The organism is Nonomuraea wenchangensis (assembly GCF_900111685.1).
GTDB classification, from domain to species: domain Bacteria; phylum Actinomycetota; class Actinomycetes; order Streptosporangiales; family Streptosporangiaceae; genus Nonomuraea; species Nonomuraea wenchangensis.
In genome coordinates, this window is sequence record NZ_FOHX01000024.1 from 128,211 (window position 1) to 146,831 (window position 18,621).

Sequence of the window (18,621 nt, forward strand, 5' to 3'; positions counted from 1 at the left end):
CGGCGTCCCGGGAAGCACGCCGGTGGCCCACCGTACCCGAGGCCCGGCGGTGCGACCGCCTCTTTCGCCACGCTCCATCTGTGACCTACCGAACCAGCATGTCCTTGAACCGGGCTTTCAGCTCAATGACGCGGTGGCCAGTTTCGCACCGAAGCCCAGGAAGACGGCGCCGACGCACGAGGTCATCCCCGCGCTGACCCGCTTGTGGCGGCGGAACTGGGCGGCGAGGAACGTGCCACCGAAGATCAGCGACGTCAGGTAGAGGAAGCTGAAGACCTGGATCACCGCGCCGAGGATCAGGAACGACAGCGCGGGCACCGGATAGGCGGGATCCACGAACGCCACGAAGAACGAGACGAAGAACAGGATCGCCTTCGGGTTGAGCAAGCTGATCGTCAGAGCCTTGCGGAACGGGTGCGGCCGGCTCTCCACGGCCTTCTCCACGGCCTCCTCCGCCGCCTGCGCCGGGACGGCCCCGGTGTCCTTCGCCCGCCAGGAACGCCAGGCGTCCCTGATCATCTGGAAGCCGATCCAGGCGAGGTAGCCGGCGCCGGCGTACTTGACGACCGTGAACAGGACGACGTTGGAGCGCAGCAGGGAGGCCGCGCCGGCGGCGGCCAGGAACATCAGCACGGTGTCGCCGACGAAGACGCCGGCGGCGGCTCGGTAGCCTTGCCGCACGCCGTGCTGGGCGGCGAAGCTGAGAACGTAGATCGAGTTGGGGCCGGGGAGCAGGATGATCAGGAAGGCGCCGATCACGTAGGCCCAGAAATCGGTGATGCCGAAGAACACGCCTCTCACGGTACCGCCGACCGGCCTCTCCGTCCGCCCGACTTTTTGCAGCAGGATGGGACAGGTGCGGATATCCATCCTGGGGCCGATGGAGGTCGAGGGCGAGGCGGGGCCGGTCCCCGTCGGCGGGTTGCGGCTGCGGGCGTTGCTGGCCGTGCTGGCGCTGGAGGCGGGCCGGATGGTCACCGCCGAGCGGCTGATCGACGTGCTGTGGCCCGACGACCCGCCCACGAACGCGGCCAACGCGCTGCAGACGCTGGTCAGGCGGTTACGCGTGGCGCTCAGGCCGGAGGAGGTGCTGCGCAGCCGGCCCGGGGGATACCTGCTGGCGGTCTCCGAGGACGACGTGGACGCGCTGCGTTTCCGGCGGCTGGCGGGGCGCCGCCAGGGGAGCGAGGAGGCGCTGCGGCTCTGGCGGGGAGAGGCGCTGGCGGGGCTCACCGGGGTGCCCTACCTGCGGGACGTGGCGGAGGGGCTGGAGCAGGAGCGGCTAGGGGCGGTGGAGGCGCGCGCCGAGACGCTGCTGGCGGCCGGCGACGCCGACGGGCTCGCCGGGGAGCTGCGCGCGGAGCTGACCGCCCATCCGCTGCGGGAACGGCTCGGGGCGCTGGCCGTACGGGCGCTCGCCGCGACGGGACGGCAGGCCGAGGCGCTAGAGCTGTACGAGCGCGTCCGGCGGCGGCTCGCGGACGAGCTCGGCGTGGACCCGGGAGCCGAGCTGCGCGACGCCCATCTGGCGGCGCTGACCGGCGGCCCCTCGCCCGCGCCTTCCCGGTTGCGGACCGGGAACGTGCGGCCGGCGCGCACCGGGCTCATCGGCCGGGAGGCGGAGCTGGAACGGCTGGCCGCGCTGCTGGAGCGGGCGAGGATCGTCACCGTCGTCGGGCCGGGCGGGGTGGGAAAGACCAGGCTGGCCCTGGAGACGGCGTTGCTGGCGGGCGCGGGCGCGAACGGGGCCACGGGTGCGGGCGGCTCCTGGATGGTGGAGCTGGCCTCCGTGAGCGATCCCGCCGAGGTGCCCGGCGTCGTCTGCGACGCCCTCGACCTGCGGGACGACCGGCCCGTGCCGTACATGACCGCTCCGGCCGCCCCCGCCGACGCCCTGGCGAGGGTGGCGGAGGCGATCGGCGGGCGGCGGGCGCTGCTGGTGCTGGACAACTGCGAGCACCTGCTGGACGCCGCCGCCTCCCTGGTCGAACGCCTGCTCGCCGCCTGCCCTCAGCTGCGCGTCCTCGCCACCAGCAGGGAGCCGCTGAGCGTGCCGGGCGAGCATCTGGCCCCCGTACCGCCGCTGGAGCTCCCGCCCGAGGGGGTCACGCCGGAGCGGGCCGCGGCGTACCCGGCGGTCCGGCTGCTGGTGGAGCGGGCGGTGGCGGCGCGGCCGGCGTTCGCGCTGGACGACGGCAACGTGGCCGCCGTGACCCAGCTGTGCCGCAGGCTGGACGGCCTGCCTCTGGCCATCGAGCTGGCCGCCGCGCGGTTGCGCTCCATGACGGCCGCCCAGCTCGCCGAACGCCTCGACGACCGGTTCCGGTTGCTCACCGGCGGCAGCAGGACGGCGTTGCCGCGTCAGCAGACGCTCCGGGCCGTCGTCGGCTGGAGCTGGGACCTGCTGGAGGCCGAGGAGCGGGTGCTGGCCGCGCGGCTCGGGGTGTTCGCGGGCGGGGCCACGCTGGAGTCCGTCGAGGCGGTCTGCGGGCGCGAGGCCGGCGCGGTGCTCGGCGCGCTGGTGGACAAGTCGCTGGTGGAGCGGGTCGGCGGGCGCTACCGGATGCTGGAGACCATCCGCGCTTACGCGCTCGAACGGCTGGCCGAGGCCGGCGAGACCGAGGAGTTCCGGAGCCGGCACGCCGCCTGCCTCCTCGACCTGGCCGAGCGCGCGGTGCCGGAGCTGCGCACGGCCGCGCAGATCCACTGGATCGAGCGGCTGGCGGCCGAGCGCGACGACTTCGCCGCCGCCCTGCGCTGGGCCGTGGACGCGGGCGAGACCGGGACGGCGCTCCGGCTCTGCGCCGCGCTCACCTGGTACTGGTGGATGTGCGGCTACCGCCAGGAGAGCGTGGCCTGGGCCACGCAGGTGACCGCGCTGGCCGGCGACACGCCGCCGCGCGGCCTGACCGCCGCCTACCTGTGCTGCCTGTTCGCCGCCGGCGTCGGCAGGTTCGCCGAGGTGGCCGACGACCCGGAGCGGATGCGGGAGCTGTCGGACCGGTTCGACGAGCTGGTGGAGCAGGCGGAGCGGGAGGGCCCGGTGCACCCGATGATCCGGATCAGCAGGGCCATCGCGGCCGCCGCCGCGGGGCGGGACGGCCACGCGGCGGAGCTGACGCGGACATACGTGGCGAGCGAGGACCGCTGGCTGGCCAGCTCCGCGCTCATGGTGCACGGCATGGAGCGCGACGAGGAGGCGCTGGAGCGGGCGGTGGCCGGGTTCCGCGAGGTCGGCGACCGGTGGGGACTCACCGAGGCGCTGCTCGCCCTGGCCTCCCTGCGGGCCGCGCGGGGCGTGCCCACCGACGACCTGATCGCCGAGACCCGGTCGCTGACCAGCCGGTGGGTGGTCGCCGAGGAGGCGGTCTCCACGCTCGTCCGGCTGGCCGAGCTGCGGGCGCGGAACGGCGACCTGGACGGCGCGCGCGAGGATCTGGCCCGCGCGGGGGCCGCCGTGGACGGGGACGTCTCCCCGCTGACCCGGCTGCGGCTCGGGATGGCCGAGGCCGCCGACGCGGAGCGCCGCGGCGACCTCGACGCGGCCCTGGCCCGCTACCAGGACCTGTACGGAGTGCTCGCCGAGAGCCCGCCGATCGGCCGGTTCGCCGTCTCGCTCCTCACCGCCCACGGCCGGGCGCTGACCCGGGCCGGCGCCCTCGGCCAGGCGCTCGACCGGCACCGGCGGGCCCTGGAGAGGCTGGGCACGGCCGGGCAGGACCGGCCGCTGCTGGCGGAGGTGCTGTCGGGGTTCGCGCTGGCCGCCCTCGCGGCGGGCGACGCCGAGCAGGCGGCGGTGCTGTTCGGGGCGTCGTCGGCGGCCCACCCCCACCTCGGCGCCGGCCTCCAGCTCGACCCGGCCGAGGCCGCCGAGGGTCTGGCACGGGCGCGGCAGGCGCTCGGCGAGGAGCGCTTCCGGCACCACTTCACCACGGGAGCGGGCCTGTCCCGCGAGGAGATCAGCGCCCTGGCCGGCGCGTAGGGGCTACGGGACGACCGGCAGCACCGCGTAGGACGGGGCGTGCAGCGTCGTGGTGCCCTTGTCCGGGTTGCGGGCGAACCGGGGGAAGTTGGAGCCGGCCACGTCGATCCTGATCCGGTGCCCGGGCAGGAAGGCGTTGGAGATCGCGCCGAGCGGCACCCTGACCTCGCGCACCTCGCCCGGCGTGAGGCCGGTCACCCGGACGACGCCGTCGGTCAGCAGCTCGGCCCGCCCGGACGGGTGCACGTCGATGAGTTTGGCGGTGACGTCGGCGCTGGGAGCGGTCGAGGAGATCCGCGCGACCAGCTCGACGGGCCCGCTGATCTCGACCCGCTCGGTCAGGGGCTCGCTCCGGTGGCGCAGCACGTCGTCCCTGCCGTCCAGCGGACGCTGGTCGAGCGGCCCGTAGGCGTCGTACACCATGACGGCCCCGCCCACCGTCGGCACCGGGTCGCCGGGGTCGGCGACGAACTCGCCGAGCCGCCCGGCCCCCGGCGGTGAGCCGAGCGTGCCGTCCGCGCCCAGGTGCCAGGTCGTCCGCCCGGCCCGGCGCGGCGGCCAGTCCGCCTCCTCCCGCCAGGCGTCGTCGCCCATCACGAAGATCTTCACCCGGGCCCGGTCGCGCATCGGCCGCCCGCGCAGCCAGTGGCCGAACCAGTCGAGGTGCACCCCGGTCCAGTCCACCGCGTCATGGCCGGCCTGGTCGCCGTAGTCGCGCCCGCAGATGGCGCGGTCGTGGCTGAAGTGCGACCACGGGCCGACGATCAGCCGCGACTCGCCGCCCAGCCGCTCGAAGTGCTCGATCGAGGCGTCACGGAAGTAGTCGTACCAGCCGGTGCTCACCAGCGCGGGCACCTCGATCGCGGCGTGCCGGACGTCCCCGCCGCGCCACAGCGGGTCGGCCGGGTCGGGGGCCGCCATCCAGGCGGCGTAGAACGGCACGAGGTCGGCGAGCAGCGGCTGGTCCGTCAGCGGCAGGCGCTCCATCAACGCGTCGAGCGCGCCGGGCCGCAGGACCGCCGCCAGGTACGCCTCCTTTTCCGCCGGGCTCGCCGCGCCGCGCGCGATCCGCCGGTCCAGCTCACCGACGGCCAGGACCGTCGCGCTGACGGTGAGGATGACGTTGAGATTGGGGACGCCGCCCGGCTGGTAGGCGACCTCGTACAGCCCGAGCGGCGCGACGTGCGGCGCGATGGCCCGCAGCCCCTCCGGGCGCTCCTGGGCGGCGAGGAGCTGGGTGATCGCGAGGTACGAGTCCCCGTACATGCCGACGTTCCCGTCCGACCAGGGCCGGGTTGCCGCCCAGCGGACGGCGTCGTACCCGTCGGCCGCCTCGCCCGCGATGAAGCGCAGCTCGCCGCCCGAGTCGCCGGTGCCGCGCACGTCCTGGCAGACGACGGCGTACCCGGCGGCGACCAGGCGCGGCACGTCCAGGTGGTAGCCGGGGCCGTCGGCGGCCCGGCCGTACGGCGTGCGCGACAGCAGGACGGGAAAGCGCCCGTCCGGGGCGGGGCGCCACGCGGTGGCGACGAGCTCGGTTCCGTCGCGCGTGGTCATGATCTCGGTAGTCTCGATCATCGAGGATCCTTCCGGTCGTGATGCCGGCCACGCTTCCGGACGTCACTGGCACCGTCCTGACAGCCGCCTGTCAGGGATCCGGATGTCCGCAACTTTGGGCCTTTCCGGACGATCGGTAGATCCTCACTCTCGGTTCAGGCGCCGGCACCATCCCATCCCGAGCGCCCTAGGAGGACCAGGTGATACGCCGTATCGTCATCCTGCTCGCCGCCCTCTGCCTTGTCGGCCTCACCGGCATGACAGGCGTGGGAGCGGCCGCCGAGCCACCGCCCAACAAGCAGTACCGCGTGCAGGGGCCGTCCACCGCGCAGCAGCGCAGCGCCGTCGCCGCCACCGGCGCGGCCATCGAGGAGGTGGCCACCGGCTCCGTGCTGGTCACGGCGACCGCGGCGGAGGCGGCCGCCATCCGGCGGCTCGGCTACCGGGTCGTGGAGGTGCCGCGGCCGGCGCCGCCGTCCGGCGTCGGGACGTTCGACTTCCCGGCCGCCGACTCGGCGTACCACAACTACGCCGAGATGAACGCCGAGATCAACGCCCTGGTCGCGGCGCACCCGAACATCGTCAGCCAGTCGACGTACGGGACCTCGTACGAGGGCCGCGCCCTGCGCCTGGTCAAGATCAGCGACAACGTCGGCACGGACGAGGCCGAGCCCGAGGTGCTGTTCACCGCGCACCAGCACGCCCGTGAGCACCTGACGGTGGAGATGGCGCTGTACATCATGCACCTGCTCGCCGACAACTACGGCACCGACTCCCGGATCACGAACCTGGTCAACACCCGCGAGATCTGGATCATGCCGGACCTCAACCCCGACGGCGGCGAGTACGACATCGCCACCGGCAGCTACCGCTCCTGGCGCAAGAACCGCCAGCCCAACTCGGGCTCCTCGGCCGTCGGCACCGACCTCAACCGCAACTGGGCCTACAACTGGGGCTGCTGCGGCGGCTCCTCCGGCACGACCTCCAGCGAGACCTACCGCGGCGCGAGCGCCGAGTCCGCCCCCGAGGTGCGGGCGACGGCCGACTGGGTGCGCAGCCGCGTCATCGGCGGCGTCCAGCAGATCAAGTCGCACATCGACTGGCACACCTACAGCGAGCTGGTGCTGTGGCCGTACGGCTACACCCTGAACAACACCGCGCCCGGCCTCACCCAGGACGACCGCGACGCACACGCCACGCTCGGCCAGAACATGGCCTCCACCAACAGCTACACCCCGCAGCAGGCCAGCGACCTCTACATCACCGACGGCACGATCGACGACTGGTTGTGGGGCGTCTACAAGATCTTCAGCTTCACGTTCGAGATGTACCCGACCGGCTCGAACCCCGGCTTCTACCCGCCCGACGAGCAGATCGTCCCGCAGACCACGCGCAACCGGGAGGCCGTGCTCCGCTTCCTCGAGTACTCCGACTGCGTCTACCGGATCATCGGCAAGGAGAGCCAGTACTGCGGCACCGGCACGCCGCCGGTGACCGTCTGGTCCGACACGTTCGAGACCGCCACCGGCTGGACCGCCAACCCGGCGGGCACCGACACCGCCACCTCCGGCCAGTGGGAGCGGGGCGACCCCCAGGACACCACGTCCTCGGGCGCCAAGCAGCTCGGCACCACGGTCAGCGGCACGAACGACCTGGTGACCGGCCGCCTCGCGGGCAGCGCCGCCGGTGACTACGACGTGGACGGCGGCGTCACCACGATCCAGTCCCCGCCGATCACGCTGCCCGCCTCGGGCACGCTCAGCCTCTCGCTGTCGTGGTACCTCGCGCACGGCTCGAACGCCTCCAGCGCCGACTACCTGCGGGTCCGCGTGGTGGGCAGCACGACCTCGACCGTGCTCAACCAGGCGGGCGCGGCCTCCAACCGCAACGGCGCGTGGGCCACGGCCACCGCGAACCTCAACGCCTTCGCCGGCCAGACCGTCCGCATCGTCGTGGACGCCGCGGACGCCGGCACCGCCTCCCTGGTCGAGGCCGGCATCGACGACGTCAGGATCACCCAGCAACCCTGACCTGCCATCGCCTCCCGCCGTACGATCCCGTACGGCGGGAGCTCAGGCCAGGTGGATCGCCGCTCGGCCGCAGTGAGCGCAGGGACCCTTCCCTTTTTGGGTCTTGTAAGGGCGAGGTGTCAAGGCTACGATCGGCCCACAACTCTTAGGAAACTTTCCTAACAGTAAACGACCAATCGGACAAAACCTTACAGCCCCCGCAAACGCGTGGCTCGTGCCGTACGGCTCGCTCTCTCACCCCCCGGTGCGAGGCGTACGGCACGTCACCCCCCGTAAGGAAGAGCCCGTGAGACACCGCCCAACCCTCCTGGCGTTCGCGAGCCTCGTCCTCGCCCTCATCGCCGCCCCGGCCCCCGCCCACGCCGCCACGGCGACGGCGACCTTCACGAAGGTCTCCGACTGGGGCTCCGGCTTCGAGGGCAAGGTCACCGTCACCAACGCCACCACCACGGCCATGAACGGCTGGAACGTGCAGTTCGACGTCCCCGCCGGCTACTCGATCCCGTCCGCGTGGGACGCGGTCATGACGAGGAGCGGCCAGCACTACACCTTCACCAACCCGTCCTGGGCCCCCGCACTCCCCGCCGGCGCCGGCGCGAGCTTCGGCTTCAACGGCAGCCCCGGCGGCTTCCCCGGCATCACCGGCTGCACGCTCAACGGAGCACCCTGCGGCGGCGGCGGACCGTCACCCGGCGTGCCCGGCAGGCCGGGCGCCGCCTCCGCCACCTCCACGACCGGCTCGATCACCCTCACCTGGGGCGCCTCCTCGGGCACGGTCACCGGCTACCGCGTCTACGAGGGCGCCACGGTCAAGGCCACGGTCAGCGGCACGACCGCGACGATCGGCGGCCTCGGCGCCTGCGAGAGCCACACCTACACGGTCAAGGCGTACAACGGCGAGGGCGAGTCGGCGGCCGGCGACCCCGTGACCGCCACCACCGCCGGCTGCACGGGAGGCGGCGGCACCCTGCCCAAGCACTTCCTCACCGGCTACTGGCACAACTTCGTCAACGCCGCGACCGAGCTCAGGCTCTCGGCCGTCCCCGCCGAGTACGACCTCGTCGCCGTCGCGTTCGGCGAGGCCACGGCCACGGCGGGGCAGGTCGCCTTCGCCGTGGACGCCGGCCTGTCCACCGCGCTCGGCGGCTACACCGACGCCCAGTTCAGGGCCGACGTCCAGGCCCTGCACCAGCGGGGCAAGAAGGTCATCCTGTCCGTCGGCGGCGAGGCCGGGCGGGTGCAGGTCGCCGACGCGGTCGCCGCGACCCGCTTCGCCGACTCGGTGTACGCCCTCATGCAGAGCTACGGCTTCGACGGCGTGGACATCGACCTGGAGAACGGGCTCAACGCGACGTACATGGCCCAGGCGCTCCGGTCGCTGCGTGCCAAGGCCGGCGCCAACCTGATCATCACGATGGCCCCGCAGACCATCGACATGCAGTCCACCGGGATGGAGTACTTCAAGCTCGCCCTGTCGATCAAGGACATTCTCACGGTCGTCCACACCCAGTTCTACAACTCCGGTTCCATGCTCGGCTGCGACCAGGCGCAGGCGTACGCGCAGGGGACCGTCAACTTCATGACCGCGCTGGCCTGCATCCAACTGGAGAACGGCCTGCGCCCCGACCAGGTGGCGCTGGGCCTGCCCGCCGGGCCGGGCGCGGCGGGCGGAGGCGTGGTCGCACCCTCCCTCGTCAACCAGGCGCTCGACTGCCTGGCCCGACGTACGAACTGCGGATCTTTCACGCCGCCTCGCGCGTACCCGGACATCCGGGGCGCGATGACCTGGTCCATCAACTGGGACGCCAGCACCAACTGGTCCTTCAGCAAGACCGTCAAGCCGCACCTCCAGGGAATGCCATGAGATTTCGCAGCAAACTCGCCGCATCATTCGCCTGCACGGTCCTCGCCCTCACCGGCGCCGGCCTCCCGGCCGCCGCCCAGGCCGACAGCCAGGCCGCCCAGAGCAGCGTCCGGCTGCTCGCCGCCGCCTGGGCCCCGTGGACCGCCTACGCCACGGGCGCGGTCGTCACCTACAACGGCGTCGACTACGTCTGCCTCCAGGGCCACACCTCCCAGCCCGGCTGGGAGCCGCCGAACGTCCCCGCCCTCTGGAAGGTCTCCTCAGGCGGCGGCACCGACACGACCGCGCCGTCGGTGCCCGGCAACCTCCGCTCGACCGGCGTCACCTCCAGCAGCGTCTCGCTCGCCTGGAACGCCTCCACCGACAACGTCGGCGTCACCGGCTACAACGTCTACCGGGGCGGCAGCCTGGTCACCACCGTGACCGGCACCACCTACACCGACACCGGCCGCGCCGCGAACACCGCCTACACCTACACCGTCCGGGCCCGCGACGCCGCCGGCAACCTCTCCGGCGTCAGCAACTCCGTGACCGCCACCACCTCCGGCGGCAACACCGGCGCGCCCGGCCAGCCCGGCACGGTCAGCACCTCGGTCACCAGCTCCAGCGTCTCGCTGAGCTGGGGCGCCTCCTCCGGCACGGTCACCGGCTACCGCGTTCACGAGGGCTCGACGCAGAAGGCGCAGGTCACCGGCACGTCCGCGACGATCTCCGGCCTCGGCGCGTGCACGACCCACACCTACACCGTGAAGGCGTACAACTCGGCAGGCGAGTCGGCCGGCCGTGACGCCACCGCCACCACCAGCGGCTGCACCGGCAACCCGGCGAAGATGGCCGGCGCCCCCTACCTCTACATGGGCTGGGGCAACCCGCCCAACCCGGGCACCGTCATGGACGCGACCGGCGTGAAGTCGTTCACGATGGCGTTCATCCTCTCCAGCGGCGGCTGCACCCCCGCCTGGGACGGCAACCGCGCGCTCACCGGCGGCGCCGACCAGCAGGCCATCAACACGATCAAGTCGAAGGGCGGCAGCGTCCAGATCTCCTTCGGCGGCTGGCAGGGCAACAAACTCGGCCCCAACTGCGGCAGCCCCGAGGCGTTCGCCGGCGCCGTGCAGCAGGTGATCAACGCCGTCGGCCCGGCGGTCGTCGACTTCGACATCGAGAACACCGACGAGTTCGAGAACTACACCGTCCAGGACCGCATCCTGAACGGCATCAAGATCATCAAGGCCAACAACCCGAACGTCAAGGCCGTCGTCACCTTCGGCACCACCACGACCGGCCCGAACTCGCACGGCGTCCGCCTGATCAACCAGGCCAGGGCGCTCGGCGTGCCGATCGACAACTTCACCATCATGCCGTTCGACTTCGGCAGCTCCAACATCTACCAGGACACCGTCAACGCCTCCGAGGGACTGAAGAACGCCCTCAAGAACGCCTACGGCTGGACCGACGCCCAGGCGTACGCCCACATGGGCATCTCGGGCATGAACGGACTGTCCGACCAGCAGGAGCTGACCACCACCGCCGCCTGGACGCAGATCCGCGACTGGGCGAAGTCCAAGGGCCTGACCAGGCTCGCGTACTGGGCCGTCAACCGCGACCGGGGCTGCCCCGGCGGCGGCGTGACGTCCAACTGCAGCGGCATCTCCCAGTCCGACTGGGACTTCACCAGGATCACCGCCGGTTTCTGACCAACTGCGTCGGCTTGAGCGGCACGCCGAGACCCGGCGGCCGGTAGGTCGGCAGGGCCTCGCCGTACTCGCGCATCCAGGCGTGGTCCACCAGCAACCGCATCCGCCCGTCCGCGACCCGGCCGGCAGGCCCGGGCGCGGGCGGGCGCCCGCCCAGCCTGGCGACCGCCGCGCCCACCAGCTCGGGGCTCGGCGGCGCCAGGTCGCAGTGGTCGTCCGGCCCGATCAGCAGGTCCACGTCCGGCGGCAGCGGATAGATCGGCCGGGGGAGCGCCAGCACCCGCGGCGGCGGAGCCATCGGCCAGCCGTCGCGCACCGCCTCCAGCAGCACCGACCGCGACGTACGGCGCGCGAACAGCCCCTCGGCGAGCGCCCAGCTCAGCGCCCCCACGTCCGCGCGGTCCTCGCCACAGGCGTGCAGGCACAGGTAAGGCACCAGCGGGATCCCCGCCGTGCCCGCCTGAGCCCACCCGCCGCCGCACCCCGTCAGCACCAGCAACGCCAGCATCGCCCGGTAGGCGGTGTCGGCGTGCGCCGTGTCCAGCCGGCCCGGCACGATCACGCACCGGCCGTCCGTCTTCTCCGCCGTCACCCCCAGCTCGCGAGCGATCTTCACCGCCCGCGACGCGGGCACCCCCGTGCACGCCTCCTGCCAGGCCGGCGTGTACGGCTCCGCGCGGTCGCCGTACCCGTCCGGCCACCTGCCGGGCAGACCCGGCCGGGCCACCCCGTAATCGGCCAGCAGCAGGTCGAACACCGTGGTCAGCAGCTCGTCCCCGTCCCGCAGCACCGGCACGCCGCGCCGCAGCACGCCCGGCCCGTCGTCGAAGCGCGGCAGCAGCACCTCCACCGCCTCGCCCGGCCCCTCGCGGTCGTACAGGCTGAGCCGGTCGCACACCCGCCCCGCCGCCTCGCCCGGCACGTACGCGCCCTCCCGCTCCCGCAGCCGCACCAGGAACGGCAGGTCCGTGAACTCCGCCGCGTGCGCGCCGAACGGCGTGCGGTCCAGGAAGAACTCCTTCAGCAGCACGTGCCCCATCGCCATCGCCAGCGCGCCGTCCGTGCCCGGCCGCACCACCAGCGTCTCGTCCGACAGCCGGGTCGGATGCGGGCCGATCGCGACCACCTTCTGCCCCTTGTACCGCCCGGCGATCACCCAGGGCGTGTCCGCGGTCCGCGCCAGCCGGTTGTTCTCCCCCCACAGCAGCACGTACGCCGCCCGCCCCCAGTCCTCCGCCCGCGGCGCGCCACCGAACCGCTCCCCGAGGACCTGCTCGGGCGCGCACGGATGCTCGGTCAGCACCGCCCCGCCCAGCCCGCCCACCAGCGCCGCCAGCGGCGAGGTCGCCAGCGCCGCCACCCGCTCACGGCCGTGCTCGGCGGCCGTGTGCACGATGGCCGCCGCGGCTATCTCGGCGGCGGTGCCGTCGTCGAGCGGAACCCGCCGCTCGCCGCGCATTCCGGTGTACTGCTGAGAGTTCCCTGTGAGTTTCGCCCACGCCGCGACGGGGTCGTGCAGCCCATCCCTCACCTCGAAATAGAGCCTGACCAGTGCCTGGTTGACCTGCGATCCCCCCATGCAAAAAGTTGAACACACAGCGCGAGGTCGTATCGCGATACGTGTCGGCATGTCGGGGATAAGAATCGGAACCCCTGGTGGCAGCACCCGGATTGATGCGGCAGGCTAGTTGCGCCATGGATTACGCAGTCCTCACGGGGATCGTCCTCGTCGCCGGTGTCCTGTCCGCCCTCGTCGCGCAGTGGCGTGACTGGCGCCCACCGCTCGCCGTCGCCATCGTGGTCGGCATCGCCGTGCGGCTGCTCATCATGTACACCTCGGCGATCGACAGCTGGCAACCCGTCGACTTCGTCGAGAGCTTCAAGCCCGCGGGCGAGGCGGTGCTCCGCGGCGAGGACCCCGTGCTGGCCAGCGAGGGCGGCTGGCACTTCCTGCCGACCATCCCGTACGTCTACGGCATCCTGCTCTGGCTCGGCATCCCCTGGGAGTACGCCGGCCGCCTGGTCACCGTCGTCGCCGACATCGTGCTCATCCCGCTGGTCGCCAAGCTGGCCGGCGGCCCCAAGGCCAACCTGCGCGCCCTCCAGTACGCGCTCAACCCGCTCGCCCTGCTCGTCGCCTGCGTGCACGGCCAGGTCGAGCCGGTGGCGCTGGTGTTCGGCGTGGCCGCCTTCGTGGTCGCCCGCGGCCCCGGCGAGCCCGAGCGGCCCGGCATCACCACCGACGTCGTCGGCAGGGCGCGGGCCGGCCTGGCCGCCTACGGCGTGAAGGCCGCGGCCGTACGCGTCCTCGGCCGCGGCGGCCTGCTGCACCGCGCCCTGACGGCCGGCCCCGGCGACCGCGCCCACCTCAAGCGCGGGGCGCTCGCCGGCGTGCTCATGGGCCTCGCCCTGTGCGCCAAGAGCTGGCCCATCTGGCTGGTCCCCGGCATGCTGCTGCTCCTGCCCAACCTGCGCTCGCGCATCGCCGCCCTGTTCACCACCGGCGCGGTGCCGCTGTTCTTCTTCGTCACGCTGCCGGTCTTCGCCGGCACCGCGATCGACGAGCTCCCCAAGGTCATCGACACCATCCGGTCCATCCGGCCGATCGTCGGCGAGTACGGCTGGACGCCGTGGTTCACCGGCGGCGACTGGGCGCTCCGCGACGACCTGGCCTCGTTCGGCACGAACCTCATCTACGTCTGCGTGATCGCGGCCATCCTCATCTGGCGGCGGGCCGACCCGATCGACATGACCACCGCCATCCTGCTGATCTTCATGGTGGTCACGCCGCGCCTCGGCGCCCAATACCTCCTGTGGTTCATGCCGTTCCTGGTGGCCCGGCCGACCAGGTTCGCCTGGCCGGCCATCCTCGCCGTCTCGCTCTGGACCGGCTACGGCTACCTCTACATGACCCAGTTCGACACCAACACCTGGTGGCACCTGCACTCGCTGTGGTCGCGCGCCTCCATCGTGCTGCTGCCGATCCTGCTGCTGGCCATGCCGTGGGGCCGCCGCGACGCGACGGCCCCCGCCCTGGCCCGCACGCCCGAGCAGTCCAAGGTCACCTCAGTGGCATAGCCGCTCCCACAGCGTCACCCACTGGCCGGGGTGGACGTGGCCCACGACGGCGTCGCGGTCCACCCCCGCCGCCCGCAACGCGGTGTCCACCCCCTCGTAGCGGGCGCGCAGCGAGGCGCGCACCGAGCCGCCGGCCCCGCCGAAGCCCAGCTCCACCAGCTCCTGCCAGGAGCGACGACCCTGGACGAGCGGCTCCGGCCGCCGCCGGATCAGCAGGATCGCCGAGTCCACCGACGGCACGGGACGGAAGCTCTCCCTGCCGATCCGGTCGCCCAGCCGCCAGTCGAACCACGGCCACGACTCCACCGTGACGAGGCTCCAACGGCCGTAGTCGCCGGTCCGCTTGCGGGCGTACTCGCGCTGCGTGAGCAGCGTCGCCCCGGTCAGGCCGGGCGCCCGCAGGCACCAGTCCACGATCCGCGACGTGGCCGCGTACGGGATGTTGCCCGCCACCGCGAACGGCTCGCGCGGCGCGCGCGCCGCCGTGAAGTCGCCCCTGACCACGTCGATCCGCGGGTGGGAGCGGGTGCGCGCGGCCAGCCGCCCGGCCAGCAACGGATCGAGCTCGTAGCCGAGGACGCGAGCCCCCGCCTCCGCCAGCGCGAAGGTGAGCGCACCCTCGCCCGGCCCCGGCTCCAGCACCAGCCCCTCGGGGGCGGCGGCCTTCACGACCAGCTCGACGGCATGCCGGTCCACCAGGAAGTTCTGCGAGAGCGTGCGCCGCGCCCGATCCCGGGGCGTACGGCCGCCGCCGCTGTTCCTGGCCTTCTTCTGAGTGTGTGAATAGTTTCCGTGTGCGAAATTCTGCGCCACAGCACTGCCCTTTTCGGGTCCTCGAGAGTGAACAGGTCTCGAAGGGCCCTGGGCACGCGTGCGGACGCGCTGCCTCAGCTCGTGTTCGACGCGTCCGCTAGCGGGCCAGAGCCCGGCCGTGGCGGATGCGGATGAAAACCTGGCAGGAGAACATCGAGGTCATGGCGCCACCATAGGAGCGCCCCACACGACGGGGCAACGCAATTTCCGCCCCCCGCCCCGCCCGCGTCCGATTTCCACAAGAACGCGGCGAGAGGCAGCGGCTAGCGTCCCGGTGACGGACCGCTCACGAAGGGACCTTGACGATGGACGTGCTTGATCGCGCTGAGAACTACCTTCAGCTGAATGCCAGGCTCCTCGACCGGCTGCGCTTCGCCGCGCTCTTCCGCGACGGCGACCGCCGGCGGGTGCTGGAGACGTTGCGCTGCTACCAGAACCCCGACGGCGGCTTCGGGCACGCCCTCGAACCCGACCTGCGCGGCCCCGGCAGCCAGCCCGAGCCGGTCGAGGTGGCCTTCTGGATCCTCGACGAACTGGACGCCTTCGACTCGCCCATGGTGCCCGCCGCCTGCGACTACCTCGCCGGCGTGACCACGCCCGACGGCGGGGTGCCGTTCGTCCTGCCCTCCGTGCGGAACGACCCGCGCGCGCCCTGGTGGCAGACCGAGGACGACCCGCCCGGCAACCTCGTGCCGACGGCGTCCATCGCCGGACTGCTCCACAAGCACCGCGTCACCCATCCGTGGCTGGCCCCCGCCACCGCGTTCTGCTGGTCCGCGATCGCCGCCGTGACACAACCGAGCCCGTACGAGGCCCGCGCCATCGTGACCTTCCTCGACCTGACGCCCGAACGGGACCGCGCGGAGCGCGAGTTCGCGCGGCTGCGCGAGGCCATCCTCGCCACGGTCGCCTTCGATCCCGACACGCCCGGCGCCGCCCACTTCCCGCTCGACTTCGCCCCCGCCCCGCTCCGGCTGCCGCTCTTCGGCCAGGACGTCCTGGACCGTCACCTCGACGCGCTCCTCGCCCGGCAGTCCGCCGACGGCGGCTGGAACGGCAACTGGCAGATGTGGACACCCCTGGTCGAGCACGAATGGGGCGGCTACGTCACGGTCCACAACCTCAGGACCCTCCGCGCGTACGGCCGGCTCCCGTCCTCCTGACCCTCCGACTGTCGGTGCCGTCCCGTACGTTGAACCGCATGTACGAGGAACGGCCACCGGCACCCGACCTGGCCGCCCGTGTCGCCTGCCACTGGCACCATGTCAGCGAGTCGGGCAGCACCCAGCTCGTGGTGCCCGACGCCTGCGTGGACCTCATCTGGGGCCCCGGCGGCCTGTTCGTCGCAGGTCCCGACACCGGCCCCATGCCGACGGAGATGGCGACCGGAGACGTCTTCGTCGGCGTCCGCTTCCGGCCGGGCGCGGCGTCCGACCTCTTCGGCGTCCCCCTCCACACCCTGCGCGACCAGCGCGTCCCCCTGTCCGACCTACCGGCCGCCGCCCTCCTCGCGCCTGTCACGACTCCCGAACCCGCCACCCTCCTCGCCCCTCTCACCACCCCTGAACCCGCCACCCTCCTCGCCTCCATCACCCTCCACCCCGCCGCCTCCACCACCCCCCACCCCCGGCCGGCCCTCCGGGCCGAGACGCCCGCGACCCGCACCGCACCCGACCTCGCCGCCAGGCACGCCACCCTGACCGCCGCGACCCGCACTTTGCTGACCCACCCGACCACCCCCGCCCGCCCAGCCACCGAGGCCCGCGCGACTGCCCCCACCCGCTTGACCGACTCCACCCCGCCGGCCGACCCCGCCGCCCCGTTCATCGCCCGCGCCCTGCGGCACGGCCGGTCGGTGTCGGAGGTGGCCCGCGACCTCGGCCTCAGCGAACGCCAGCTCCACCGCCGCAGCCTGACCGCCTTCGGCTACGCCCCGAAAACCCTGCAACGCATCGTCCGCTTCCAGCGCGCCCTGCGCCTGGCCCGCGCCGGCGTCCCGTTCGCCACCGTCGCCGCCGAAGCCGGCTACGCCGACCAGGCTCACCTCTCCCACGAGGTCAAGCGCCTGAGCGGCGTCAGCTTGCGCACCCTCGCCCCGCCGCCGTCATTCGTCCTGCGGCTCCTTGCCTGACACCAGCGCCGCCGCCCACCTCGCACTCGGATCGCTGTCGATCAGCAACGCCCGCGCCAGCAGACTCAACGGAATGGCCAGAATCGCGCCCAGCGGCCCGAGCACGAACGTCCACAACAACAACGACATGAACGTCATCGTCGTCGAGAGCCCCACCGCGTCCCCCAGGAACTTGGGCAGGATGAACGACTGCGTGACGACGTTGATGACGATGTAAGAGACGATGACCAGCACCATCGTCTTCACCCCGCCGTCCAGCAACGCCAGCATCGCGGGTGGCACCAGTCCGATCACGAACCCCACGTTCGGGATGTAGTTGGTGATGAGCGCCAGCACCCCCCACAGCAGCGGAAGCGGCACCTGCAGAATCGACAGGGCGATGACGTCGAGCACCGCGTTCAGCAACCCGAAGACCGTGGAGACGATCAGATAGCGCCGCGTCTTGTGCGCGAACGTCGCCAACGCCGTCACCAGTTGCCCCCTGTTGCGCATGCCCGCCGTGAGGATCTTCGCCGTGATCGGCGCGTCCAGGCACATCGCCAGCAACAGCACCACGATGAGGAACAACCCCGTCAGGATTCCGAGCAGGCTCCCCAGCAGGGTCTGCGCCACCCCCAGCAGAGCGGCGGGATCGAACGCCTGCAGCGCCCGGTCGAGCACGTGGTTGCTGAGTCCGAACGAGGCCGCCTGCTTCTGCGCATCCGCGAGCAACTGCTGGAACTGGTGGGTGTAGTTGGGAAGCAGGTAGGTGAGTTGCATGATCGAGATGGTCAGGATGCCCACCATGCTCAGCAGCACCAGCACCACGATCAGGAAGGGCACAGCGACCTGCAGCCAGGCGGGCGCTCTTCTTTCTGCGAGCCATCCGCGCACGGGCGCGACCGCGATGACGAGGACCAGGGCCAGCACGACCGGCCCCACGATCGAGCTGACCTCACGCAGGCCGAACAGGGCGACCACCGCACTGGCGATGCCCACGAGGATGATGAGTGCCCTGGGCAGAGGTTGATCTCGCACCCCGGGTTCCTACCCCGAGTGTGCGGAAGGAGCCGTCGATTTGACGGTTGCGAGGACCGTACATAGAGTTCACCAGTCCCGAGAGGACGGCGGTGATCGTCGGCCTCACTTCGGGGACGACCTCCAGACACCTCCGCTTCGTTGGACGTACGCGCCCATGCGAATCGGCTGGTAAGTTAGAGGGGTTGCCCCGGAACGGGGCGCGGATTAATTCCAGCAGGTCGAGCAAGTCCGGTCAATTTGACAGAGACTTGAACGGCTGAAAGAATTAAGACACAACGAAGACGAAATGAACGCCTCCGAGGCGGGGCCCGCAAGGGATTCCGGTGAGGAAGTACGCGTCCGTTTCTTGAGAACTCAACAGTGTGTTAAAAGCCAGTGCATGTGCATCACACATGTATGACCCCGTCATTTTTGACGGATTCTTGCTTGGATGATTCATCCGGACAAGC

The 18,621-nt window shown here is 72.1% G+C and carries 12 protein-coding genes; 7 read left to right on the top strand and 5 right to left on the bottom strand.

Annotated features, from left to right (window positions below; all coding sequences use genetic code 11):
• Nucleotides 1-117 precede the first annotated feature (117 nt).
• Nucleotides 118-792 (bottom strand): leucine efflux protein LeuE, encoded by a 675-nt coding sequence (gene leuE / locus BMW85_RS44235; RefSeq protein ID WP_091093563.1) that lies wholly within the window; start codon nucleotides 790-792, stop codon nucleotides 118-120.
• Nucleotides 793-856: 64 nt separating this feature from the next.
• Between leuE and BMW85_RS44240 the strand changes: the two genes are divergently transcribed.
• Nucleotides 857-3,982, top strand: a complete 3,126-nt coding sequence (locus BMW85_RS44240; RefSeq protein WP_177241193.1) for an ATP-binding protein — start codon at nucleotides 857-859, stop codon at nucleotides 3,980-3,982.
• 3 nt (nucleotides 3,983-3,985) lie between these two features.
• Here the strand turns inward: BMW85_RS44240 and BMW85_RS44245 are convergent, their stop codons facing one another.
• Entirely contained in the window at nucleotides 3,986-5,560 is a 1,575-nt protein-coding gene (locus BMW85_RS44245; RefSeq protein WP_091093566.1) for a CocE/NonD family hydrolase, read from the bottom strand.
• 179 nt (nucleotides 5,561-5,739) lie between these two features.
• On the opposite strand from BMW85_RS44245, the gene BMW85_RS52230 reads away from it, so the two are divergent.
• The 3 genes from BMW85_RS52230 (at nucleotide 5,740) to BMW85_RS44260 (ending at nucleotide 11,130) form a co-directional block, all read left to right on the top strand.
• Nucleotides 5,740-7,569: a M14 family metallopeptidase gene (locus BMW85_RS52230; RefSeq protein WP_091093568.1), complete on the top strand. Its 1,830-nt coding sequence runs from the start codon at nucleotides 5,740-5,742 to the stop codon at nucleotides 7,567-7,569.
• Nucleotides 7,570-7,855: 286 nt separating this feature from the next.
• Complete coding sequence (locus BMW85_RS44255) at nucleotides 7,856-9,433, top strand: chitinase (RefSeq protein ID WP_091093569.1); 1,578 nt, start codon at nucleotides 7,856-7,858, stop codon at nucleotides 9,431-9,433.
• Nucleotides 9,430-11,130: a fibronectin type III domain-containing protein gene (locus BMW85_RS44260; protein WP_091093571.1), complete on the top strand. Its 1,701-nt coding sequence runs from the start codon at nucleotides 9,430-9,432 to the stop codon at nucleotides 11,128-11,130. Before BMW85_RS44255 ends, BMW85_RS44260 begins: the two co-directional genes overlap by 4 nt.
• Here BMW85_RS44260 and BMW85_RS44265 read toward each other — a convergent pair.
• Nucleotides 11,114-12,709 (bottom strand): molybdopterin-dependent oxidoreductase, encoded by a 1,596-nt coding sequence (locus tag BMW85_RS44265; RefSeq protein WP_177241194.1) that lies wholly within the window; start codon nucleotides 12,707-12,709, stop codon nucleotides 11,114-11,116. The two genes, BMW85_RS44260 and BMW85_RS44265, sit on opposite strands and share 17 nt — an antisense overlap.
• Before the next feature lie 116 nt (nucleotides 12,710-12,825).
• Here BMW85_RS44265 and BMW85_RS44270 point away from each other — a divergent pair, with 116 nt between their 5' ends.
• On the top strand, nucleotides 12,826-14,208 hold the full coding sequence (locus BMW85_RS44270; protein WP_091093574.1) for a putative hexosyltransferase: 1,383 nt from the start codon (nucleotides 12,826-12,828) through the stop codon (nucleotides 14,206-14,208).
• Here BMW85_RS44270 and erm read toward each other — a convergent pair.
• Nucleotides 14,197-15,021: an ErmE/ErmH/ErmO/ErmR family 23S rRNA (adenine(2058)-N(6))-methyltransferase gene (gene erm, locus BMW85_RS44275; RefSeq protein ID WP_091093575.1), complete on the bottom strand. Its 825-nt coding sequence runs from the start codon at nucleotides 15,019-15,021 to the stop codon at nucleotides 14,197-14,199. The genes BMW85_RS44270 and erm overlap by 12 nt on opposite strands.
• Nucleotides 15,022-15,326: 305 nt before the next feature.
• On the opposite strand from erm, the gene BMW85_RS44280 reads away from it, so the two are divergent.
• Together BMW85_RS44280 and BMW85_RS44285 are read left to right on the top strand one after the other, a co-directional pair.
• Nucleotides 15,327-16,184, top strand: coding sequence for a hypothetical protein (locus BMW85_RS44280; RefSeq protein WP_091093577.1), 858 nt, complete (start codon nucleotides 15,327-15,329; stop codon nucleotides 16,182-16,184).
• A 38-nt stretch (nucleotides 16,185-16,222) separates the two neighbouring features.
• Entirely contained in the window at nucleotides 16,223-17,152 is a 930-nt protein-coding gene (locus BMW85_RS44285; protein WP_245775442.1) for a helix-turn-helix transcriptional regulator, read from the top strand.
• Here BMW85_RS44285 and BMW85_RS44290 read toward each other — a convergent pair.
• Nucleotides 17,126-18,130 carry an AI-2E family transporter gene (locus BMW85_RS44290; RefSeq protein ID WP_091093579.1) on the bottom strand — a complete coding sequence of 335 codons (1,005 nt, stop codon included), beginning with the start codon at nucleotides 18,128-18,130 and terminating at the stop codon, nucleotides 17,126-17,128. The two genes, BMW85_RS44285 and BMW85_RS44290, sit on opposite strands and share 27 nt — an antisense overlap.
• Between the last annotated feature and the right edge of the window lie 491 nt (nucleotides 18,131-18,621).

Bases quoted from the DNA above. Each gene is read 5' to 3' on its own strand.
- BMW85_RS44280 (WP_091093577.1), top strand. From the start codon at position 15,327: ATGGACGTGCTTGATCGCGCTGAGAACTACCTTCAGCTGAATGCCAGG.
- BMW85_RS44270 (WP_091093574.1), top strand. From the start codon at position 12,826: ATGGATTACGCAGTCCTCACGGGGATCGTCCTCGTCGCCGGTGTCCTG.
- BMW85_RS44260 (WP_091093571.1), top strand. From the start codon at position 9,430: ATGAGATTTCGCAGCAAACTCGCCGCATCATTCGCCTGCACGGTCCTC.
- BMW85_RS44265 (WP_177241194.1), bottom strand. From the start codon at position 12,709: ATGGGGGGATCGCAGGTCAACCAGGCACTGGTCAGGCTCTATTTCGAG.
- BMW85_RS44285 (WP_245775442.1), top strand. From the start codon at position 16,223: ATGTACGAGGAACGGCCACCGGCACCCGACCTGGCCGCCCGTGTCGCC.
- BMW85_RS44245 (WP_091093566.1), bottom strand. From the start codon at position 5,560: ATGATCGAGACTACCGAGATCATGACCACGCGCGACGGAACCGAGCTC.